The sequence below is a fragment of the Yersinia kristensenii genome (assembly GCF_900460525.1).
GTDB lineage: Bacteria > Pseudomonadota > Gammaproteobacteria > Enterobacterales > Enterobacteriaceae > Yersinia > Yersinia kristensenii.
Map to the genome: position 1 here is coordinate 356,069 of NZ_UHIY01000001.1, position 18,998 is coordinate 375,066.

Here is an 18,998-nt window from a genome sequence, read left to right on the forward strand (position 1 = left end):
CACTCTAAATGCTTTTTATAGTGGCCATGACTTCTCCGCAAGAACGCCAACGTTGTCGGCTTGTGGTTATGGCAATAGAGCCCTCGCAATGTCATCTGACTTTGCCGGGCTTTTTTTTTGGCTTTTTTTCAGACCCACTTTTTTAACCAATATCAGGGGTATTTATGTCGAAAATAAAATGGTCGAGAATGAAATGTCATCCCACCACACTCTCAATCGCGCTGGCCGTTGCCTGTGCCGTGACCTACTCAGATATGGCGATGGCGGCAGAAAAACCGGTGAAAATTGGTTTGTTGGAAGATGCATCCGGTAACTTTGCTTTACCGGTGATTCCCAAAATTCATGCCACAGAACTTGCGGTAGAAGAAATTAATGCCAAAGGCGGCATCCTCGGACGCCCAATCGAATTGGTCAAATACGATACACAATCCGATAACACCCGCTTCCAACAAATGGCGCGCCGCTTAATTAAAAATGACAAAGTGGATGTGATATTTGGGGCGTTTTCCAGTGCCTCACGCGAAGCTATCCGCCCGATAATGGATCGCGAAAAACAGCTCTATTGGTATAACAATCAATATGAAGGCGGGGTGTGTGACTCCAATGTGTTCGTCACCGGCGCAGTACCTGAACAGCAATTCTCAACCTTGATCCCGTGGATGATGGAGAAGTACGGCAAAAAAGTTTACACCATTGCTGCCGACTATAATTTCGGGCAAATCTCCGCTGAATGGGTACGCAAAATTGTCGAAGAAAATGGCGGCACCATGGTGGGTGAGGAGTTTATCCCGCTGAGCGTTTCACAATTTGGTCAAACCATTCAAAACATCCAGAAAGCCAAGCCTGATTTCGTGATGACCTTGCTGGTCGGGGCAAACCAATCCTCTTATTACGAGCAACAAGCGGCGGCAAAACTGAACTTGCCCATGGGCAGCTCCGTCAGTGTCGGCCAGGCTTATGAGCACAAGCGCTTTAAAGCCCCAGCATTGAAAGATATGTATATCACGGCTAACTACATTGAAGAGGTGGATAGCCCCGCCAGTAATGATTTCAAACAGCGTTTCCACGCCAAATTCCCGAATGAACCTTATATCAATCAGGAAGCGGCCAATGCTTATGACGCGGTTTATCTGTACAAAGCCGCCGTGGAAAAAGCGGGCACCACAGATATGGATGCCGTGCGTAAATCACTGGAAAGTGGCGATATTTGTACTGACGGCCCCTCAGGAAAAGTTTGTATCGATCCGAAAAGTCATCATTTGAGCCACACCATCTATCTGGCCCATGTCAAAGACGACCACTCGATCGAGATTCCGAAAGTGTGGACAGACATCAAACCGTATTGGTTGGGTGAGGCCGGTTGTAATTTGCCGGTGAAACCGGATAACAGCCAATACACCCCATCATCGCCACCGAAAAAAGCCTAACAAAACCGGTGAGTGAAGGGTTGACCGCACCTAGAGGCACTTCGACGGCTCATACCGTTACGGCCCCAACGGCACGGTTCCCCTTCATTTGGCTCTGTCAGCAGTCTGAAAGGGCAACTTTGTCGGGAAGTCACCGCTTGAGCGAACTTCCCTGTGTTATCCATTTTCAATGGTGTCAATCAAGACACCCAGGATTGCCAATCGATGTTAACGCTATCCTTTCTCTATTCGGTGATTTATCAGTTTGGCGATAACTTCGCCTATCTGGTGCTGGCAGCACTGGGGCTGGCGGTTATTTTTGGCATGATGGGGGTGATCAATCTGGCGCACGGCGAATTCATTATGTGTGGTGCTTATGTCACCATTCTGATGAATAAAGCGGGATTGCCACTGCCTTTTGCCATGCTGGCCGGGACTTTGGCGGCGGCCTTCTTCGGCGGCGTCATCGAGCGCCTGGTGGTGCGCCATCTCTATGGCCGTTTGTATGATTCGGTGGTAGCCACTTGGGCTATCAGCTTGATTGTACAGCAAAGTATGCTGCTAATTGCCGGCCCATCACTGGAGGGGCTGTCTACGCCGTTCGGCTCATTCACCCTCGGCGAATACTCCTTTGCCACTTACCGAGCATTACTGCCCTTCTTTGCCATTGCCATTTTAATGGTGCTCTATTGGCTATTTTTCCACACCAATTACGGCGTCTGTGCCAGAGCCACGATTCAAAATGCCCGCATGGCTGCCTGTTTGGGATTAGAAACTGACCGGATTTATACCCTGACATTCGCACTAGGCGCTGGGCTGGCAGGATTGGCCGGGGCCATTTATGCCCCGACACTCACGGCCGTTCCCACCATGGGCAGCAGTTTTATTGTTCAAGCCTTTGTTTCAGTGGTGGTGGGTGGCGCAAATGTACTTGTTGGCACCATTCCTGCAGCGATTGCATTAGGCGCGATACAAACTGGGCTGAATTCCTGGTATGGGCAATTAGCTGGGCAAGTTGGCTTATTGGTCACCGCCGTCTTGGTTATCCGCTTATTACCTAACGGTATTGGCAGCCTGTTTACCCGTAACCGCTAGGAGCTGCATGTGACAACGACTTCTGTTCATTTATCGGCGGCAAAACAACGCACGCCGTCCACCACTCGGCTAGCAGCGCTGCTCATTTTGGTGGGTGCGCTTGCCCTGCCGTTAGTGGTCGATAGCGCCATGATCGGCGATTTTTCCTACTTCCTACTGTGGACATTCTGTGCCATTGGGTTAGCGGCAATGTGGGGGCATGGCGGCATTTTATCTTTCGGCCAGACTGCGTTCTTTGGCCTTGCCGGTTACACCTACGGCGTGATGACCTTAAATTTCGGCGATGGTGTGCTCTCCACCTGGTCGGGCTTGATTATGGCCTTGCTGGTAGCCGCCGCCGTGGCTGCGGCACTGGGTTATCTGATGTTTTACGGCGGAGTGACCGGCATTTTTATCGGCATTGTGACCTTGTCTTTCACACTGGTGCTGGAAACCTTTATGTCACAGACCGCTGGCCCGCAATGGGCGATCGGCAGCGCGCGACTGAATGGTTTTAATGGCATGTCCGGTATGCCGCCGCTCTCTCTGCCGTGGTTTGATGGCAAATTACTGACCCTGGAGGGCAATGCCTTTTACTACCTGATTATCCTGTTGCTTGCCGGTGTTTACTGGGGGGTTAGGCGGGTATTGCGCTCTGATTTTGGCCTGACTTTGGCCTCTATCCGCGAGAACCCCCGGCGGGCAGAAATGCTCGGTATTGATATCCGCCGCTACCAATTACTGGTGTTCGTGCTCGGCGGTGTGCTCTCCGGGTTATCCGGCGCACTGTATACCTTATGGGGGTCTTATATTACACCGTCCTCCATGGGGCTGACCGCCGCCGCGATGCCAGTTATCTGGGTGGCGACCGCTGGGCGGAAAAATATTTTTGGCACCGCGGTTATCACCGCCCTGTTGGTGTGGTTATCCCAATGGCTGGCTATTTACGGCAGCGAATACGCCATGATCTTGCTGGGTGCCATTCTGCTGTTTGTGGTGCTGGCCGCGCCCAACGGCTTATTACCTTGGCTGGCAGAGAGAATCACCCGCAGGTCTACTGCGCGTCAGAAAAAAGGGGAGTCGCTATGAATCCAGCAGCGCAAGATTTGATCCTCGAAACCCGTGGGCTAAGCAAACGCTTTGGCGGTATTCAGGTTATCAATCAAGTTGATTTGCAAATCCGTCGTGGTGAAGTCCGCTGTGTGATTGGCCCAAATGGCGCGGGTAAAAGTACCTTTTTCAAACTGCTGACTGGCGAACATACGCCAAGTGATGGGGATATCCGCTTTTTTAATCGACGGCTGAACACTCTGCCGCCCTTCCAGCGCATTCGTATGGGCATGAGCATTAAGTTTCAGATCCCCGGCATCTTTCCTGAACTGACAGTTGAGCAGCATTTACAGCTATCACTCAGTCACTTACGCCCAGAGGTTCGCGCGCAAGCGGTCAGTGTCGATGAGCTATTAGAGCGCTTTAAGCTCAGAGCGGAATACCACCAGCTGGCCGGTAATTTATCTCACGGCAAGAAACAGTGGTTGGAAATTGCCATGGCGGTGTCGCTACAACCCACTTTACTGATGCTGGATGAGCCGGTCGCGGGGTTATCTATTGATGAAACCTATCTCACCGGCGAGCTGATTAAGCAGATGCAAAGTGACGGCCTGACATTGATGGTGGTGGAACACGACATGACATTCGTGCGGCAAATAGCTTCACAGGTCACTGTGCTCCATGGCGGACAAGTGTTTGCCGACGGTAATGCCGCCGAGGTGCTAGCCCGTGAGGATGTGGCAGATATCTACTTGGGGAAAGCAGTATGAATAACGTGGTTTTACACATAGAAGGACTGACTGGCGGTTATGGCGGCGGGCAAGTGCTCAATGGCGTCACGCTACAACTGCACGCGGCGGAAGTCTTGGGGTTGATTGGCCGCAATGGCGTGGGGAAAACCACCTTAATGCGCACGTTGATGGGTGCCGTTCCGGCGCGACAAGGCCAGATTTTGTTGGGGGAAATTGACATCACCCAGGCCTCGCCGCAGCGCCGCGCCCGTCTGGGAATCGGCTATGTTCCGCAAGGGCGCGAGGTATTTGCCGGGCTAACTGTGGCAGAAAACCTGCAAGTCGGCATGCAGTTTGTCCGTGAACACCGCGAGTTTGCCCAAGACTTACTGGAGCGAGTACTAGATTACTTCCCGATTTTGCGTCAAAGACTCAAACAAAAAGCCGGCACCATGAGTGGTGGTGAGCAACAACAGTTGGCTATCGCCAGAGCCTTGGTCGGTTCGCCCAAAGTGTTATTGCTGGATGAACCCTCTGAAGGCGTCCAACCCTCTATCGTCAACATCATTGCCGATACCTTGGTGCGCATTGCCCGCGAGCTGCATGTGGCGGTGATTCTGGTCGAGCAGGATATCGCGATGATCCAGCGGGCCGCACAACGTTGTGCGGTGATGGATAAAGGCCATGTAGTCGAAAACCTGTCAAAACAACAACTTTCTGATGATCTTTTAATGCGCCGTCATCTGGCTCTGTAGCCGGGTGCCCTAATGATGTGGAGAATTGCTAATGAAATGGCTGGAAGAATCAATCATGGTTAAACGCGGTGTCGGTGCAGGTCGTAAACCGGTCACTCATCATTTGACGGAAGAGATGCAAAAAGAGTTTCACTACACCATCGGCCCTTACTCAACGCCGGTTTTGACCATTGAACCCGGTGACCGGGTGATTGTAGACACGCGAGATGCTTTCGAGGGAGCGATTAGCTCAGAGCAGGATATCCCGAGCCAACTGCTCAAAATGCCGTTTCTCAACCCGCAAAATGGCCCGATTATGGTCAATGGTGCCGAGAAAGGCGATGTGATTGCGGTCTATATCGAATCCATGTTGCCGCGTGGGGTTAATCCGCACGGCATCTGCGCCATGATCCCGCACTTTGGTGGGCTGACCGGCACAGATTTGACCGCCATGCTCAATGATCCGCTGCCGGAAAAAGTGCGCATGATTAAGCTCGATAGTGAAAAAGTCTACTGGAGCGAGCGCCATACCCTGCCCTATAAGCCGCATATTGGCACCCTGAGTGTGTCGCCGGAAATTGACTCCATCAATTCTCTGACACCGGATAATCACGGCGGGAATATGGATGTGCCGGACATCGGGCCGGGCAGTATTACTTATCTGCCGGTACGCGCCCCCGGCGGCCGCCTGTTTATTGGCGATGCCCATGCTTGTCAGGGGGATGGCGAAATTTGCGGCACCGCGGTGGAATTCGCCTCTATCACCACCATCAAAGTGGATTTGATTAAAAACTGGCAGCTCTCCTGGCCACGGATGGAAAACGCCGAAACCATCATGAGTATCGGCAGCGCACGCCCACTAGAGGATGCCACCCGCATTGCTTATCGTGACCTGATTTACTGGTTGGTGGCCGATTTTGGTTTCGAACAATGGGATGCCTACATGCTACTGAGCCAATGCGGCAAAGTGCGGCTGGGTAATATGGTTGACCCCAAATACACCGTCGGCGCAATGCTTAACAAAGAACTTTTAGCGCAGTAAAAACGGCTAGCACAAGCATCCTTGCCTCCAGGTTAACGGGGTGAGGTTATTGATAAAGCTCGGAGATTGGCGGTGCGACTGCACCGATGGGCACTCCGGTCGCTTACGCGACTACGACCCATTCGGCACATTTCCCCGCTTATCAACTTTGTCAGCAGTCTGGGCTGTTATTCAAGTTTATCTAATCGCCATTCTCAACAGCATAAGCAGGTGGCTATGAGTTCAGAAACACCGGTCAATATTGGCTTGCTGTACTCCTTCAGTGGTGTGACGGCGGCACAAGAATTGTCGCAGTGGCGTGGGGCGACACAGGCGATTGCTGAAATTAACCAAAATGGCGGTATCAACGGCAGGCTGCTGAATGCCATTCATTTTGACCCAAAATCTGATGATGCGCAGTTCCGTGCTCTGGCCGAACAATTGATCGTCGAGCATGAGGTTAATGTAATTTTTGGCGGCTATACCTCCAGTAGCCGCAAAGCCATGTCGCCGATTGTAGAGAAATATCGGCGGCTGCTGTTCTATTCACAACTGTATGAAGGCTTTGAGTTTTCTGACAATATTTTCTATGGCGGCGCAGCACCTAATCAAAACTGCGTACAACTAGCAGACTATCTGACGGGCCAATTTGGCGCGCGAGTGTATTTGATTGGCTCCCGCTATATCTATCCCTACGAATGTAATCGCAATATGCAGGAACTCATTCTGCAACGCCATGATGGTGCAGTGATTGGCGAGCGCTACCTGGATCTGAATGCCCCTTATGAGGCTTTCCTGCCCATTATCGAGGAAATAACCAAAAAGCAGCCCAATTTTATCTTCAGCACGGTGGTCGGGCAAACCGTCCCTTTCTTGTATCAAGCTTATCAGGCGGCAGGGCTAGATCCTGCCCGCATGCCTATTGGCAGCCTGAATACATCAGAAACTGAGATTGCCATTATGGGGGCGGAAGTGGCACAGGGCCATTTTAGCTCAGCCCCTTATTTCCAAAGCATTGGCACAAAAGCGAATCAATCAGCACTCAAACAATTCCATCAGCAATTCGGGCCGGAATTCACCACCGACATGAATTGGGAAGCCACCTACAGTCAGGTGCATTTATTCGCCAAAGCTATGGCCGAGTGCGGCAGTGACCATATTTATCCGCTGTCCGCCGCCTTGCGCGGCAGCCAATTTGATGCGCCACAAGGCCGCATTCGTATTGACCCGCTGAACCAACACACCGGGCTTTATCCGCGCATTGGTATGGCGAATGAAAGCGGGCAATTTACTATCGTGCAAGAATCTCGCCGTATCGTCGAACCCGACCCCTATATGACCAACCAAATTCAGGGCGATTGGGTCACCAAACTCACGACAGTGGGGTATCCACATGCGACCTAGCGACAGCAGAATCAGCGCGACAGCCCTCTTACTCAGCCGCGGGATCCGCTGTGTGGTGCTACACCCCGACGACGACGATGGCGAAACCCTGACCAATCATTTGCGCCGAATGGGGTTTAAAGTGCAGGCTTTCTGGCCCATTCCCGAGCAACTGCCCGCCGATACCGACTTAATTTTCTATGCATTACAATCAGATAACCCAGAACCAGATGTGTCATGGTTCACCCCCAACAAACATGCGCTGATAACGGTTATCGCCTATGAGAACCCCACATTTATTGATCAAGCACTCAAGATGGGCGCGGACAGCACCATAACCACCCCGCTGCGCGCCTCAGGTTTACTGTCGGCGATGGTGTTTGCTTTACACCATGCCCAACAGCAGCGGCAAATGAGTGATCGTATTGAGCGATTGGAGAAAAAAGTGCTGGGCGTTCGCCAGGTCAGTGAGGCCAAAGCCATTCTGATGCGGATGCACAGCATTGGCGAAGAACAGGCCTACGAAATCCTGCGCCATCAGGCCATGGATAAACGCATTACCGTCGAAGAGATCTCATGCGCACTGATTCAAGCCAATGATATTTTCTCCTGGACCACCCCAGGAGCCACCAATAACCGGAAGAACTGAGTTTCGATTGTTCGGAGCTCCCCCAGAACATCATTCAGAATTTATGAGGATAATCATGTCGATAGCCCCTTACCTTGCAGCCGCCATTCAATTTGAACCCCGCATGTTTGCCAAAGAAGCAAATTTGCAGCAATTATTGGCATTGGTAGAACAGGCGGCACAGAAAGGTGCTCGTCTGATTACCACCCCAGAAATGGCGACCACCGGCTACTGCTGGTTTGATCGACAGGAAATTGCACCAATGGTCGAAACCGTCCCCGGCGAAAGCACTGCCCGTTTCGCTGAATTAGCGCAACGTTATCAATGCTATATCGTGTTAGGTATGCCGGAGGTAGACCAAGAAACCGCGCTGTATTACAACAGTGCGGTACTCATCGGGCCGCAAGGGGTCATTGGCTGTCATCGCAAAAGTCACGCCTATATATCAGAACCGAAATGGGCCGCTGCAGGAGATGTCGGGCATCAAGTGTTTGATACGCCGCTAGGGCGTATCGGCATGTTGGTGTGTATGGATATTCATTTTCCCGAAACCGCCCGCTTGCTGGCGCTGGATGGCGCTGATGTGATTTGCCATATCAGCAATTGGCTGGCGGAGCGCACCCCTGCCCCTTACTGGATCAGCCGGGCGATGGAAAATGGCTGTTATTTACTGGAAAGCAACCGCTGGGGGCGAGAGCGCGGAGTCCAATTTAGCGGCGGCAGCTGCATCATTGAACCTGATGGCAACATTGCAGCAGTGGTGGATGACGGCAACGGAATAGCTTATGCCGAAGTTGATATCAGCCGCAGCCGCCAGCGCCAGGTATTGGGCGAGTTAGTGTTTGAACAGCGCCGCCCTGACTATTATCACGCGCTATTAAGTGACAGTTTTTTGTGGAACCCGCAAGATTTCTTTGGGCTTTACGGCCAGCAGCCTTTGCCTCCGGGCAAACAGAGCCGCATCACGGTGGCGCAATTCTGCTCAACTGAACAGGTGGAAGAGAATCTGGCGACCATTACCGCCATGACAGAAAGTGCCGTTTTACAACAAGGTAGCGAGCTAATTGTGTTTCCAGAGTTAGCCCTGACCGGCTATCACGCCGGTGCAGTCAATGCACAGACGCCAGAAAGCCCCGCCGTGCAGGCGTTAGCTCGCCTGGCCATGAGATTGCGGGTCTATCTGGTGGTGGGAATGGCTGAAAAACAGCAGAATAAAAACTACAATACGCAGATGTTATTTGGCCCGGAGGGGATAATAGGCGGCTACCGGCAAATCCATCTTTCTCAACAAAATCAACAGTGGGCCAGCGCTGGGGAGCACTGGCAGGTGTTTGATACAGCGCTTGGCAGGGTCGGATTGTTGCTGGGCCATGATGCTCTACTCCCCGAGTCAGCGCGCATTCTGGCCCTGATGGGATGTGATATTATCGCCTGTTCTGCCGCCCTTCCGGCCGGTTTTACCGCCGCACATAAGGGCAGTGCTGTGGTACAAAATTACCCTATTCCGACTGGGGCCGACCCGCTGCACTGGCACTTATTCAGAACCCGTGCCGGGGAAAATAATCTTTATCTGGCCTTTGCCAATGCACTCGATGGCAGCAACCAACGCGGAGGATATAGCGGAGTGTTCGGGCCAGAAACCTTTACTTTTCCACGGCTTGAGCGGCTGCTTTGGCAAGAAACGCAAACCGTCACACAAACCATTGATACTCGCTCCCTCGCGGGCAGCCCCTACCCTACCAATGTGGTGCGCCGTAAAGATTTGGTTGCCATGCGCCAGCCCCATCACTATAAACCGCTGCTGAGCTAAGCCCCCTCCCTAACAACTCTCGGTTAAAGACTGCCGGGAGTGGTTGTGCAATGAGCTTTTTGCACATATGTGCAAAACCCACCACATCACGCAAAATAAAAATGTGATCAGAATCGAATATTTGTTCGGAATAAAGCGGGCAGACACAAAAACCGTTTTTATATTTATTTAATACAAATCAATCCATTAAAGAAGCTTGCACAGATGTGCGATATCTGAAATTAATTCCAATGAGTCTATTAGGGGATTGTTTTGCCATTGGTGAGATATTCGTTATTTTGTACTTTTGACTTAAAAAATAGAAAGTGATTATATCAGGTCATAGATAACTTAATGACATCTGCACAAATGTGCAAGAGGCTGAAATGGAAAAAAGCGATGATCTGCGCCTGATGGTGAAAGTTGCACAAATGTATTATGAGCAAAATTTCACACAAGCTGAGATAGCGCGGGCGCTGGGGATTTACCGCACCAGCATTAGCCGAATGCTCAAAAAAGTACGCGAACAAGGTATTGTCACTATTTCAATCAACTATAACTATAACGAAAATTTGTTGTTGGAACAGCAGTTGAAATCGCGCTTTAAATTACGCGAAGCGATTGTCGTTTCTTGCGAGCAGGACACCTCGCCGGAACAGCAACTGATATTGATGGGAAAACAATGTAGCGCATTACTGAATAGAATTATTGAAAATGGCGATATTCTGGGCTTCTCCTGGGGCAGTGCGATTGCCACACTGGTTGAGCAAATGGATGTCTCGCCAGTATCGCGCCAATTAACCTGTATTCCCATGGTTGGCGGCCCTTCAGGTAAATTGGAAAGCCGCTTTCATGTCAATACACTGGTCTACAGCGCCGCAATGAAATTAAAAGGCGAGTCATTGCTGATCGATTTCCCGGCTATTCTGGAAAAAAGTGTTATCCGCGATGGTATTGTGCAATCTCAGCATTATCAGGCGATTGCCGATTATTGGCAGCGACTGGATATCGCTATATTTGGTATTGGTTCACCCAATATTTCTGGCAATTCTACCTGGCGTGCCTTTTATGGTAGCGATGTTATTGACCACTTTAATGACCGACAGGTGGCGGGTGATATCTGTTCTCGCTTTTATGATTTACAGGGTAATCCGGTTGAAACCACTATCTCGGATAAAACCATTACCATTCAATTGGACAAAATTAAGAAAGCCCGTTATTCCATTGGAATAGCGCACTCTCACGAGAAAATTAGCGGGATCATCGGCGCGATTAAAGGAAAATATATTAATAGCCTGGTGACCACCAAAGAAACTGCCGAGGAGATATTAAAACTCACGGCATAACGTATTCATTAATAATGACAGTGGGGGGTTAACTCCCCCTTAAAACCTAAAGACCATTTAACAAATCATACTTTCGGTATGTGGCCGAGTATTATCCAAAATTAGATAGACAGGGAAATATTATGAGCGATTGGCTAAATTTAAAAGATAAAGTGGTTATTGTCACCGGTGGTGCGTCAGGGATTGGTTATGCCATTGTAGAAGAATTACTGACGGCGGGAGCCAAGGTACAATTAGCTGATGTTAATCCACTTGAGGGTGAGATTAAAAATAATCCGCAATTGAATTTTATTCAATTGGATATTTCTGACCGTAATAGCGTACAAGCCGCAATAGATAATATTTTGGCTCAACACGGGCATATTGATGCGCTGGTTAACAATGCGGGGATTAATCTCCCACGACTGTTGGTCGATCCCAAGCAAAGTCATAGCCAATATGAACTGAAAGATAATGAATTTGAAAAAATGGTTAATGTGAATCAGAAAGGGGTCTATCTGATGTCACAAGCTGTAGCACGCAATATGATAGAAAATAAAAATGGCGTCATTATTAACCTCACCTCAGAAAGCGGATTGGAAGGTTCAGAAGGCCAAAGTTGCTATGCCGCGACTAAAGCCGCGCTATACAGCTTTACCCGCTCGTGGGCCAAAGAACTGGGGAAATACGGTATCCGCGTAGTGGGTGTCGCACCCGGCATTTTAGAAAAAACCGGTTTGCGCACTCTCGATTATGAAGAAGCACTGGCCTACACCCGCAATATCACCGTTGAACAATTGCGCGACGGTTATACCAAGAATGCCATTCCAATTGGCCGGGCAGGGAAACTCTCTGAAATTGCTGATTTCGTCACTTACCTATTATCCGAACGCGCCAGCTATATCACGGGTGTGACCTATAACATTGCCGGCGGCAAAACTCGCGGTTAACAGGAGGCATAATGGTTAATGTCATTTTTTGTGGTCACGGTGACTTAGCGGTTTCAATGCTCAACTCCGTCAATATGGTGTATGGCGAAACACAAAATATTACCCCGCTGCTATTTAACCGAGGCGAAAACGCCGAAGACTTAGTGAAGAAAATGCAGGATGTCATGGCAAAAAATCACAATGACGCCTGGCTAATTGCGGTGGATTTACAAGGTGGCAGCCCTTATAACGCCGCCGCGCGTCTGGCATTCAGTGATAATCGAATTCAAGTCATCAGCGGATTATCTTTGCCATTGGCATTGGAAATTGCTGATAACCAGCAAGTGATGGCGGCGGAAGAACTGACGGACTATTTACTCGATATCGGCACACAGTGCGTGCAGTCATTCCGACACCAACAAAATAGCGAAGAAGAAGAGGCCGACTTTATATGAAAATCAATCTGGCAAGAATTGACGACCGGCTGATTCATGGTCAGGTCACCACGGTTTGGGCCAAAGAAGCCAAAGCCGAGCGTATTATTATTTGTAGCGACGAAGTTTATAACGATGAAATCCGGAAAACATTATTAAAACAGGCCGCACCACCGGGAATCAAAGTGAATGTCGTTAATATTGAAAAGGCGGTGGCAGTTTATCACAACCCGAATTATATCAACGACACAGTTTTTTATTTATTCACCAATCCAAATGATGTTTTACGATTGGTAGATCAGGGCGTGAAAATTTCCGTGATTAATATTGGCGGCATGGCCTTTAAACAAGGAAAAACACAATTAACCAAAGCAGTATCAGTGGATAAAAATGATATTAACGCCTTTTATGCATTAGCTGAACGTGGTGTTCATTTAGATTTACGAGTAGTCACTTCCGATCCTGATGTGGATGTGATTAAAAAACTACGTGAGTTGGAGTCTAAATAACGGCACGTCAATTAATAGACAAATAATAACTCAGGTTTTATTAAACATTTAAATCCTATTACTTAACCTGGGCAATACAACTATTTAATTATAGTCCACGACTATAGCAGTGATGACCGCGTTGTATTGTCCAAAGGGGTCCACCATGGAAATAAGTTTACTACAAATAATCTTAATCTTTATTTTCTCATGCATTGCCGGTATCGGCAGCGTGCTGGATGAATTCCAAACTCACCGGCCATTAATCGCCTGCACTATTACTGGTTTAATTCTTGGCGATATGACCACCGGCGTTATCCTCGGCGGTACGTTGGAGTTAATCGCCCTTGGTTGGATGAATGTGGGTGCCGCGCAATCTCCCGACTCTGCGCTCGCCAGTATTATCGCCACCATTCTGGTGATTGTCGGCCATCAGAATATTGCCACCGGGATCGCCATTGCCCTGCCGGTAGCCGCTGCTGGCCAAGTGTTGACGGTCTTTGCCCGCACCATCACTGTAGCGTTCCAGCACGCAGCTGACCGAGCCGCGGAAACAGCCAATTTCGCCATGATTGATTTTATGCATGTATCGGCATTGTTGGTTCAGGCCATGCGAGTTGCCATTCCGGTATTGATCGTGTCTATCTTTGTCAGCGCCGATACCGTTAGCCATATGCTCAGTGCTATTCCAACGGTAGTGACCCATGGGTTGCAAATTGCGGGCGGATTTATCGTGGTGGTCGGCTACGCCATGGTGCTCAACATGATGGGCGTGAAATACCTTATGCCCTTCTTCTTCCTCGGTTTTATTGTCGGAGGCTATCTCGGTTTCAGCCTGCTCGCGTTCGGCGGCATCGGTCTGATTATTGCCTTGCTGTATATCCAGTTAAACCCGCTTTATCAGAAACCGGCAGCAGCTGTAGCCCAAGCCAACCAAGCCAAACTTGATGAATTAGAAGATTAGGAGACGCCGACATGACCACATTAAACAAACGATTAACCCGGTCTGATCTGTTTAAAATGTTTTTACGCAGTAACTTGCAACAGGCCTCTTTTAACTATGAACGTATTCACGGCCTGGGTTTCTGCTACGACATGGTACCCGCCATTAAGCGCTTGTATCCGCTAAAAGAAGACCAAATTGCCGCCCTGAAACGCCATTTAGTGTTCTTTAACACCACTCCAGCAGTTTGTGGGCCAGTAATTGGCGTCACCGCCGCGATGGAAGAGGCGCGAGCCAATGGTGCGGATATTGATGAAGGGGCAATCAATAGCTTGAAAATCGGGCTGATGGGGCCGCTGGCTGGGGTCGGTGACCCGTTGATTTGGGGGACTTTGCGCCCAATCACAGCCGCTTTGGGAGCCTCGCTGGCACTGAGTGGTAATGTGCTAGGGCCGATTCTGTTCTTCCTTTCCTTTAATTCTGTGCGCCTGGCGCTGAAATGGTTCGGTCTGCAATACGGTTTCAACAAGGGCATCAATATCGTCAAAGATCTTGGCGGGAATTTGCTGCAAAAACTGACCGAGGGCGCCTCCATTTTGGGCTTGTTTATCATGGGGGTATTGGTCACCAAATGGACCAGTATCAATGTGCCGCTGGTGATATCGAAAACGCCGGGTCACGACGGCACCACTGTGACCATGACGGTGCAGAATATTCTGGATCAGCTTTGCCCAGGTTTGCTGGCGCTGGGGCTTACCCTGTTAATGATGCGTTTACTCAAGCGCAAAATTAACCCTATTTGGCTCATCTTCTCCCTGTTTGGCCTCGGAATTTTGGGCTCATGGCTTGGCATTCTTTCCTGATTAATGCCGGGAGGTTTTTTATTCTATTTGAAGTTTTTTATTCGATCGGCTGTTTTGTATTTACAAATAATTGAGGTGGTTCCAAATGAAAACTAAAGCACTGCGTTTATATGGCAAGAATGACCTGCGGCTGGAAAGCTTCGACTTACCGGAAATAGGCGATGATGAAATTCTGGCCACTGTCGTGACTGACAGTATTTGTCTCTCTTCATGGAAAGAAGCCAATTTGGGCGCTGACCATAAAAAAGTGCCAGATAATGTGGCGGAAAATCCGATTATTATTGGTCATGAGTTTTGCGGCGATATTTTACAAGTCGGCAAAAAATGGCAGCATAAATTCAAACCCGGTAGCCGTTATGTGATTCAGGCTAATCTACAATTACCCGACCGCCCAGATTGCCCCGGCTACTCTTTCCCTTATGTCGGCGGTGAAGCCACTCATGTGGTTATTCCCAATGAAGTGATGGAGCAAGATTGCCTGCTGCCGTATGAAGGGGAAAGTTATTTTGAAGGTTCATTGGTAGAGCCACTTTCTTGTGTTATCGGCGCATTTAATGCCAATTACCATCTGGTTCCCGGCACTTATCAGCATAAAATGGGGATCAAACCCGGTGGTAATGTATTAATTCTGGGTGGCACCGGCCCGATGGGATTATTAGCCATTGATTACGCGTTGCATGGACCCGTTAATCCGCAATTATTGGTTATTACCGATCGCCACCAGCAAAAGCTGGATTATGCCGCCCGCTTATATCCGAGCGAGCCGCAGACTCAAGTGCATTATCTGAATACCAAACACACTGATGATCAGTTTGAACGTTTAATGGCACTGACGGAGGGCAAAGGTTATGACGATATCTTCGTTTTCGTCCCTTCAGCTGAGTTGGTCACATTAGCTTCAAGCCTATTAGCTCCGGATGGCTGCTTTAATTTCTTTGCTGGCCCGCAGGATAAGAATTTTATGGCGTCGGTTAATTTCTACGACCTCCATTACTCCTTTACCCATTATGTCGGCACCTCAGGCGGTAATACCGACGACATGCGCGAAGCGGTGAAGTTAATTGAAGCGAAGAAAGTGAACGCGGGGAAAGTGGTATCTCACATTCTCGGGTTAAATGATGCGGCGGAAACCACCTTGAATTTACCGCAAATTATCGGCGGTAAAAAGTTGGTTTATACCGGCAAAAATATGCCCCTGACCTCATTAAGTGAACTGATGAGTACCGAGCAAGATTCGCCATTATTACAGGAACTGCAAGTCATTTTGCGCGAAACTGATGGATTGTGGTCAAAAGCCGCCGAAGATTTTGTCCTGGCGCACGCCCAAGAGATTTAACCTGCCAATCAAGGGCGGTTGATATCATAACCGCCCTCAACTCACTCTTCCGGTAGATGTTTTGCCGTCGACTCATCGGTAGTCGCATCATTGGCTACCGCATTGAGCAACACATCCAATAAGCCGGGGAAACGGGCATCAATATCATCGCGCCGCAGTGATAACAAACTCTCGCGACCACAAGGCCGTTGCCAGATAACACCACTTTCCCGCAATACACGCCAATGATGTGTCAGGGTAGATTTAGATAAACCTTGCACCAAAGTGCCACAGGCATGTTCGCCACCCGCAGCCAATCTACGCACCACCGCCAACCGCAGTGGATTACCTAAAGCCGTCAGCACATTTTCCAGCCGGATCTGCTCACGCTCAGGATGATTTGCAATCATAGTGTTCCTATTAATAAGTCACAGACGACGAACAAATTCCCCGTCAAACTGCCAGATTCGACCATATAAAACGGCCCTTAGCGGGCGGCAATATAGCCTATACTCCATTTTGGCCCTACTAAAAATTCTAGTGCAATGATGAAAACCCCCTCAACCATTGCTCAACACTATTATTGCACAGTTTTAGAACAAACAATTAAATTGTACGTGTATATTCGTACAATGAGATTATACTAGTGGTGATCAAGTGATCATTAGCAGCAACGCTGAACTTAAACCAAACTCACAACTTCCCGGTAGGGCATCAAACCGCCCGCCCCGAAATTGCCATCATCACTAAGGACTTAATATGGCACGTAAAACTCCTATCGAGCGCTATCGCAACATTGGTATCTCAGCCCACATCGACGCCGGTAAAACCACCACTACCGAGCGTATTTTGTTCTACACCGGCGTCAGTCATAAGCTGGGTGAAGTGCATGATGGCGGCGCGGCTACTGACTGGATGGCACAGGAGCAGGAACGTGGCATTACCATTACATCGGCTGCCGTGACCTGCTTCTGGAAAGGGATGGACGGAACCTTACCTGAGCACCGCATCAATATTATCGACACCCCCGGGCACGTGGATTTCACCATTGAAGTGGAACGTTCCATGCGGGTGCTTGATGGTGCGGTCATGGTGTATGACGCGGTCGGTGGCGTGCAGCCACAATCCGAAACCGTCTGGCGTCAGGCCAATAAATATCGTGTTCCACGCTTGGCATTCGTTAATAAAATGGATCGTCCCGGCGCTGATTTTTTCCGCGTACGCCAGATGATGATTGACCGTCTGAAGGCCAATCCGGTGCCCATTGTGATCCCCATCGGCAGTGAAGAGCACTTCACCGGCGTGGTAGATTTGCGGCTGATGCGCGCCATTATCTGGGATGAAGCTTCTCAGGGCATGACCTTTAGCTATGAACCCATCCCAGAAAACTTGCTGGCGACCGCCAATGAATGGCGCGAGAAAATGGTGTCAGAGGCGGCTGAAGCCTCTGAAGCGCTGATGACAGAATATCTGGAAACCGGCGACCTGACGGTGGATGAAATTACCCAAGGTCTGCGCATCCGGACGATTGCCGGTGAAATTCAACCGATGATGTGCGGCAGTGCTTTTAAGAACAAAGGTGTGCAACGCATGTTGGATGCGGTGGTTGAACTGATGCCATCACCAATAGATATTCCGCCGGTCAGCGGCACAGATGAAGACGGTAACGAAGTGAATCGTAAAGCTGATGATAATGAAAAATTCTCGGCGCTGGCATTCAAATTAATGACCGACCCCTATGTCGGCCAGCTGACTTTCGTGCGCGTCTATTCTGGGGTGCTGAGCAAAGGCGACAGTGTTTACAACCCGATTCGCGGCAAAAAAGAGCGTATTGGCCGTATTGTTCAGATGCATGCTAATAACCGGATTGAAGTGGATGAAATTCGCGCCGGTGATATTGCCGCCTGTGTCGGCTTGAAAGATGTCACCACCGGAGAAACCCTGTGTGACCCGGATGCGGTGATTACACTGGTGCGCATGGAATTCCCTGAGCCGGTTATTTCGCAAGCCATTGAACCGAAGACCAAAGCCGATCAAGAGAAAATGGGTATCGCACTGCAACGGCTGGCGTCGGAAGATCCGTCATTCCGCATCCGGACTGATGAAGAGTCCGGCCAGACCATTATCTCCGGCATGGGGGAATTACATCTGGAGATAGTTGTCGACCGCATGAAACGTGAGTTCGGTGTGGAAGCCAATATTGGTAAACCGCAGGTGACTTACCGTGAAACAGTGCGCAAGACTGTGACGGACGTTGAAGGTAAATTTGTCCGTCAATCCGGCGGTAAAGGGCAATACGGCCATGTGGTCTTTACCCTCGAACCGCAAGCACCGGGCAGCGGTTTCGCTTTTGTTGATGCAACTAAAGGCGGCGTGGTGCCGCGTGAATATATCGGTGCCGTAGAAAAAGGGGTGATCGAAGCCACTAACACTGGGGTTCTAGCCGGTTATCCCGTCGTAGATGTGAAAGTGACCCTGACGTTCGGTTCTTATCATGAAGTGGATTCATCGGAACTGGCGTTTAAAATGGCCGCCATCTTTGGTTTTAAAGAAGCGGTTAAGCGCGCCTCGCCGGTGATCCTCGAGCCCGTGATGAGCGTCGAAGTGGAAACACCGGAAGAATATGCCGGTAGTGTGATGGGTGACCTTTCTTCTCGCCGTGGCTTGGTGCAAGGCATGGAAGAGATGGTCGGTGGCGGGAAAATTATTCGAGCGGAAGTGCCGTTATCAGAAATGTTCGGTTACTCCACCGTGTTGCGTTCCATGTCACAGGGCCGCGCGACTTATACTATGGAGTTCAAGCATTACGCCGAAGCGCCCCGTAATGTGGCCGATGCCATTATTGCCGCGCGGGGTAATAAAGGCTAACTCACTGTAATAACAAA

At 49.7% G+C, this 18,998-nt stretch carries 18 protein-coding genes; 17 read left to right on the plus strand and 1 reads right to left on the minus strand.

Features of this window, described 5'->3' with window-relative positions; translation table 11 throughout:
* Nucleotides 1-260: 260 nt before the first annotated feature.
* The 16 genes from DX162_RS01735 (at nucleotide 261) to DX162_RS01815 (ending at nucleotide 16,134) form a co-directional block, all read left to right on the plus strand.
* Nucleotides 261-1,427: an urea ABC transporter substrate-binding protein gene (locus tag DX162_RS01735; protein ID WP_080548232.1), complete on the plus strand. Its 1,167-nt coding sequence runs from the start codon at nucleotides 261-263 to the stop codon at nucleotides 1,425-1,427.
* Nucleotides 1,428-1,631: 204 nt separating this feature from the next.
* On the plus strand, nucleotides 1,632-2,501 hold the full coding sequence (locus DX162_RS01745) for an ABC transporter permease subunit (protein ID WP_032819226.1): 870 nt from the start codon (nucleotides 1,632-1,634) through the stop codon (nucleotides 2,499-2,501).
* Nucleotides 2,502-2,510: 9 nt separating this feature from the next.
* The gene (locus tag DX162_RS01750; RefSeq protein WP_032819225.1) at nucleotides 2,511-3,569 is read left to right on the plus strand and encodes an ABC transporter permease subunit; all 1,059 of its coding nucleotides are present in this window, start codon (nucleotides 2,511-2,513) and stop codon (nucleotides 3,567-3,569) included.
* Complete coding sequence (locus DX162_RS01755; RefSeq protein ID WP_032819223.1) at nucleotides 3,566-4,300, plus strand: ABC transporter ATP-binding protein; 735 nt, start codon at nucleotides 3,566-3,568, stop codon at nucleotides 4,298-4,300. The genes DX162_RS01750 and DX162_RS01755 overlap by 4 nt, the downstream gene beginning before the upstream one ends.
* Nucleotides 4,297-5,016, plus strand: coding sequence for an ABC transporter ATP-binding protein (locus DX162_RS01760; RefSeq protein WP_032819221.1), 720 nt, complete (start codon nucleotides 4,297-4,299; stop codon nucleotides 5,014-5,016). The genes DX162_RS01755 and DX162_RS01760 overlap by 4 nt, the downstream gene beginning before the upstream one ends.
* A gap of 31 nt (nucleotides 5,017-5,047) precedes the next feature.
* Complete coding sequence (locus DX162_RS01765; protein WP_004389165.1) at nucleotides 5,048-6,037, plus strand: acetamidase/formamidase family protein; 990 nt, start codon at nucleotides 5,048-5,050, stop codon at nucleotides 6,035-6,037.
* Nucleotides 6,038-6,253: 216 nt separating this feature from the next.
* Entirely contained in the window at nucleotides 6,254-7,420 is a 1,167-nt protein-coding gene (locus DX162_RS01770; protein WP_032819220.1) for a transporter substrate-binding domain-containing protein, read from the plus strand.
* Nucleotides 7,410-8,048 carry an ANTAR domain-containing response regulator gene (locus DX162_RS01775; RefSeq protein ID WP_032819219.1) on the plus strand — a complete coding sequence of 213 codons (639 nt, stop codon included), beginning with the start codon at nucleotides 7,410-7,412 and terminating at the stop codon, nucleotides 8,046-8,048. The genes DX162_RS01770 and DX162_RS01775 overlap by 11 nt, the downstream gene beginning before the upstream one ends.
* A 55-nt stretch (nucleotides 8,049-8,103) precedes the next feature.
* Nucleotides 8,104-9,837, plus strand: a complete 1,734-nt coding sequence (locus DX162_RS01780; protein WP_032819217.1) for a nitrilase-related carbon-nitrogen hydrolase — start codon at nucleotides 8,104-8,106, stop codon at nucleotides 9,835-9,837.
* A 365-nt stretch (nucleotides 9,838-10,202) separates the two neighbouring features.
* A complete protein-coding gene (locus DX162_RS01785) occupies nucleotides 10,203-11,162 on the plus strand; it encodes a sugar-binding transcriptional regulator (RefSeq protein ID WP_032819216.1) in 960 nt (319 codons plus the stop codon).
* Between the two features lie 122 nt (nucleotides 11,163-11,284).
* A complete protein-coding gene (locus tag DX162_RS01790) occupies nucleotides 11,285-12,091 on the plus strand; it encodes an SDR family oxidoreductase (RefSeq protein ID WP_032819215.1) in 807 nt (268 codons plus the stop codon).
* A gap of 11 nt (nucleotides 12,092-12,102) precedes the next feature.
* Nucleotides 12,103-12,525, plus strand: a complete 423-nt coding sequence (locus DX162_RS01795; RefSeq protein ID WP_004389159.1) for a PTS sugar transporter subunit IIA — start codon at nucleotides 12,103-12,105, stop codon at nucleotides 12,523-12,525.
* Nucleotides 12,522-13,013, plus strand: coding sequence for a mannose/fructose/sorbose PTS transporter subunit IIB (locus DX162_RS01800; protein WP_032819212.1), 492 nt, complete (start codon nucleotides 12,522-12,524; stop codon nucleotides 13,011-13,013). Before DX162_RS01795 ends, DX162_RS01800 begins: the two co-directional genes overlap by 4 nt.
* Before the next feature lie 145 nt (nucleotides 13,014-13,158).
* The gene (locus DX162_RS01805) at nucleotides 13,159-13,956 is read left to right on the plus strand and encodes a PTS mannose/fructose/sorbose transporter subunit IIC (protein WP_004389157.1); all 798 of its coding nucleotides are present in this window, start codon (nucleotides 13,159-13,161) and stop codon (nucleotides 13,954-13,956) included.
* Nucleotides 13,957-13,967: 11 nt separating this feature from the next.
* Nucleotides 13,968-14,798: a PTS system mannose/fructose/sorbose family transporter subunit IID gene (locus DX162_RS01810; protein ID WP_032819211.1), complete on the plus strand. Its 831-nt coding sequence runs from the start codon at nucleotides 13,968-13,970 to the stop codon at nucleotides 14,796-14,798.
* A gap of 85 nt (nucleotides 14,799-14,883) precedes the next feature.
* Complete coding sequence (locus DX162_RS01815) at nucleotides 14,884-16,134, plus strand: zinc-binding dehydrogenase (RefSeq protein WP_004389155.1); 1,251 nt, start codon at nucleotides 14,884-14,886, stop codon at nucleotides 16,132-16,134.
* 41 nt (nucleotides 16,135-16,175) lie between these two features.
* Here the strand turns inward: DX162_RS01815 and DX162_RS01820 are convergent, their stop codons facing one another.
* The gene (locus DX162_RS01820) at nucleotides 16,176-16,523 is read right to left on the minus strand and encodes an ArsR/SmtB family transcription factor (RefSeq protein WP_004389154.1); all 348 of its coding nucleotides are present in this window, start codon (nucleotides 16,521-16,523) and stop codon (nucleotides 16,176-16,178) included.
* A gap of 349 nt (nucleotides 16,524-16,872) precedes the next feature.
* Between DX162_RS01820 and fusA the strand changes: the two genes are divergently transcribed.
* The gene (fusA, locus tag DX162_RS01825; RefSeq protein ID WP_004389153.1) at nucleotides 16,873-18,981 is read left to right on the plus strand and encodes an elongation factor G; all 2,109 of its coding nucleotides are present in this window, start codon (nucleotides 16,873-16,875) and stop codon (nucleotides 18,979-18,981) included.
* The last annotated feature ends 17 nt before the right edge of the window (nucleotides 18,982-18,998 follow it).

Excerpts from the sequence above, each read along its gene's own strand:
- DX162_RS01780 (WP_032819217.1), top strand. The coding sequence starts at position 8,104 with ATGTCGATAGCCCCTTACCTTGCAGCCGCCATTCAATTTGAACCCCGC.
- DX162_RS01735 (WP_080548232.1), top strand. The coding sequence starts at position 261 with ATGGCGGCAGAAAAACCGGTGAAAATTGGTTTGTTGGAAGATGCATCC.
- DX162_RS01805 (WP_004389157.1), top strand. The coding sequence starts at position 13,159 with ATGGAAATAAGTTTACTACAAATAATCTTAATCTTTATTTTCTCATGC.
- DX162_RS01800 (WP_032819212.1), top strand. The coding sequence starts at position 12,522 with ATGAAAATCAATCTGGCAAGAATTGACGACCGGCTGATTCATGGTCAG.
- fusA (WP_004389153.1), top strand. The coding sequence starts at position 16,873 with ATGGCACGTAAAACTCCTATCGAGCGCTATCGCAACATTGGTATCTCA.
- DX162_RS01785 (WP_032819216.1), top strand. The coding sequence starts at position 10,203 with ATGGAAAAAAGCGATGATCTGCGCCTGATGGTGAAAGTTGCACAAATG.
- DX162_RS01760 (WP_032819221.1), top strand. The coding sequence starts at position 4,297 with ATGAATAACGTGGTTTTACACATAGAAGGACTGACTGGCGGTTATGGC.
- DX162_RS01755 (WP_032819223.1), top strand. The coding sequence starts at position 3,566 with ATGAATCCAGCAGCGCAAGATTTGATCCTCGAAACCCGTGGGCTAAGC.
- DX162_RS01765 (WP_004389165.1), top strand. The coding sequence starts at position 5,048 with ATGAAATGGCTGGAAGAATCAATCATGGTTAAACGCGGTGTCGGTGCA.
- DX162_RS01820 (WP_004389154.1), bottom strand. The coding sequence starts at position 16,523 with ATGATTGCAAATCATCCTGAGCGTGAGCAGATCCGGCTGGAAAATGTG.
- DX162_RS01775 (WP_032819219.1), top strand. The coding sequence starts at position 7,410 with ATGCGACCTAGCGACAGCAGAATCAGCGCGACAGCCCTCTTACTCAGC.
- DX162_RS01790 (WP_032819215.1), top strand. The coding sequence starts at position 11,285 with ATGAGCGATTGGCTAAATTTAAAAGATAAAGTGGTTATTGTCACCGGT.
- DX162_RS01795 (WP_004389159.1), top strand. The coding sequence starts at position 12,103 with ATGGTTAATGTCATTTTTTGTGGTCACGGTGACTTAGCGGTTTCAATG.
- DX162_RS01810 (WP_032819211.1), top strand. The coding sequence starts at position 13,968 with ATGACCACATTAAACAAACGATTAACCCGGTCTGATCTGTTTAAAATG.
- DX162_RS01770 (WP_032819220.1), top strand. The coding sequence starts at position 6,254 with ATGAGTTCAGAAACACCGGTCAATATTGGCTTGCTGTACTCCTTCAGT.
- DX162_RS01745 (WP_032819226.1), top strand. The coding sequence starts at position 1,632 with ATGTTAACGCTATCCTTTCTCTATTCGGTGATTTATCAGTTTGGCGAT.
- DX162_RS01815 (WP_004389155.1), top strand. The coding sequence starts at position 14,884 with ATGAAAACTAAAGCACTGCGTTTATATGGCAAGAATGACCTGCGGCTG.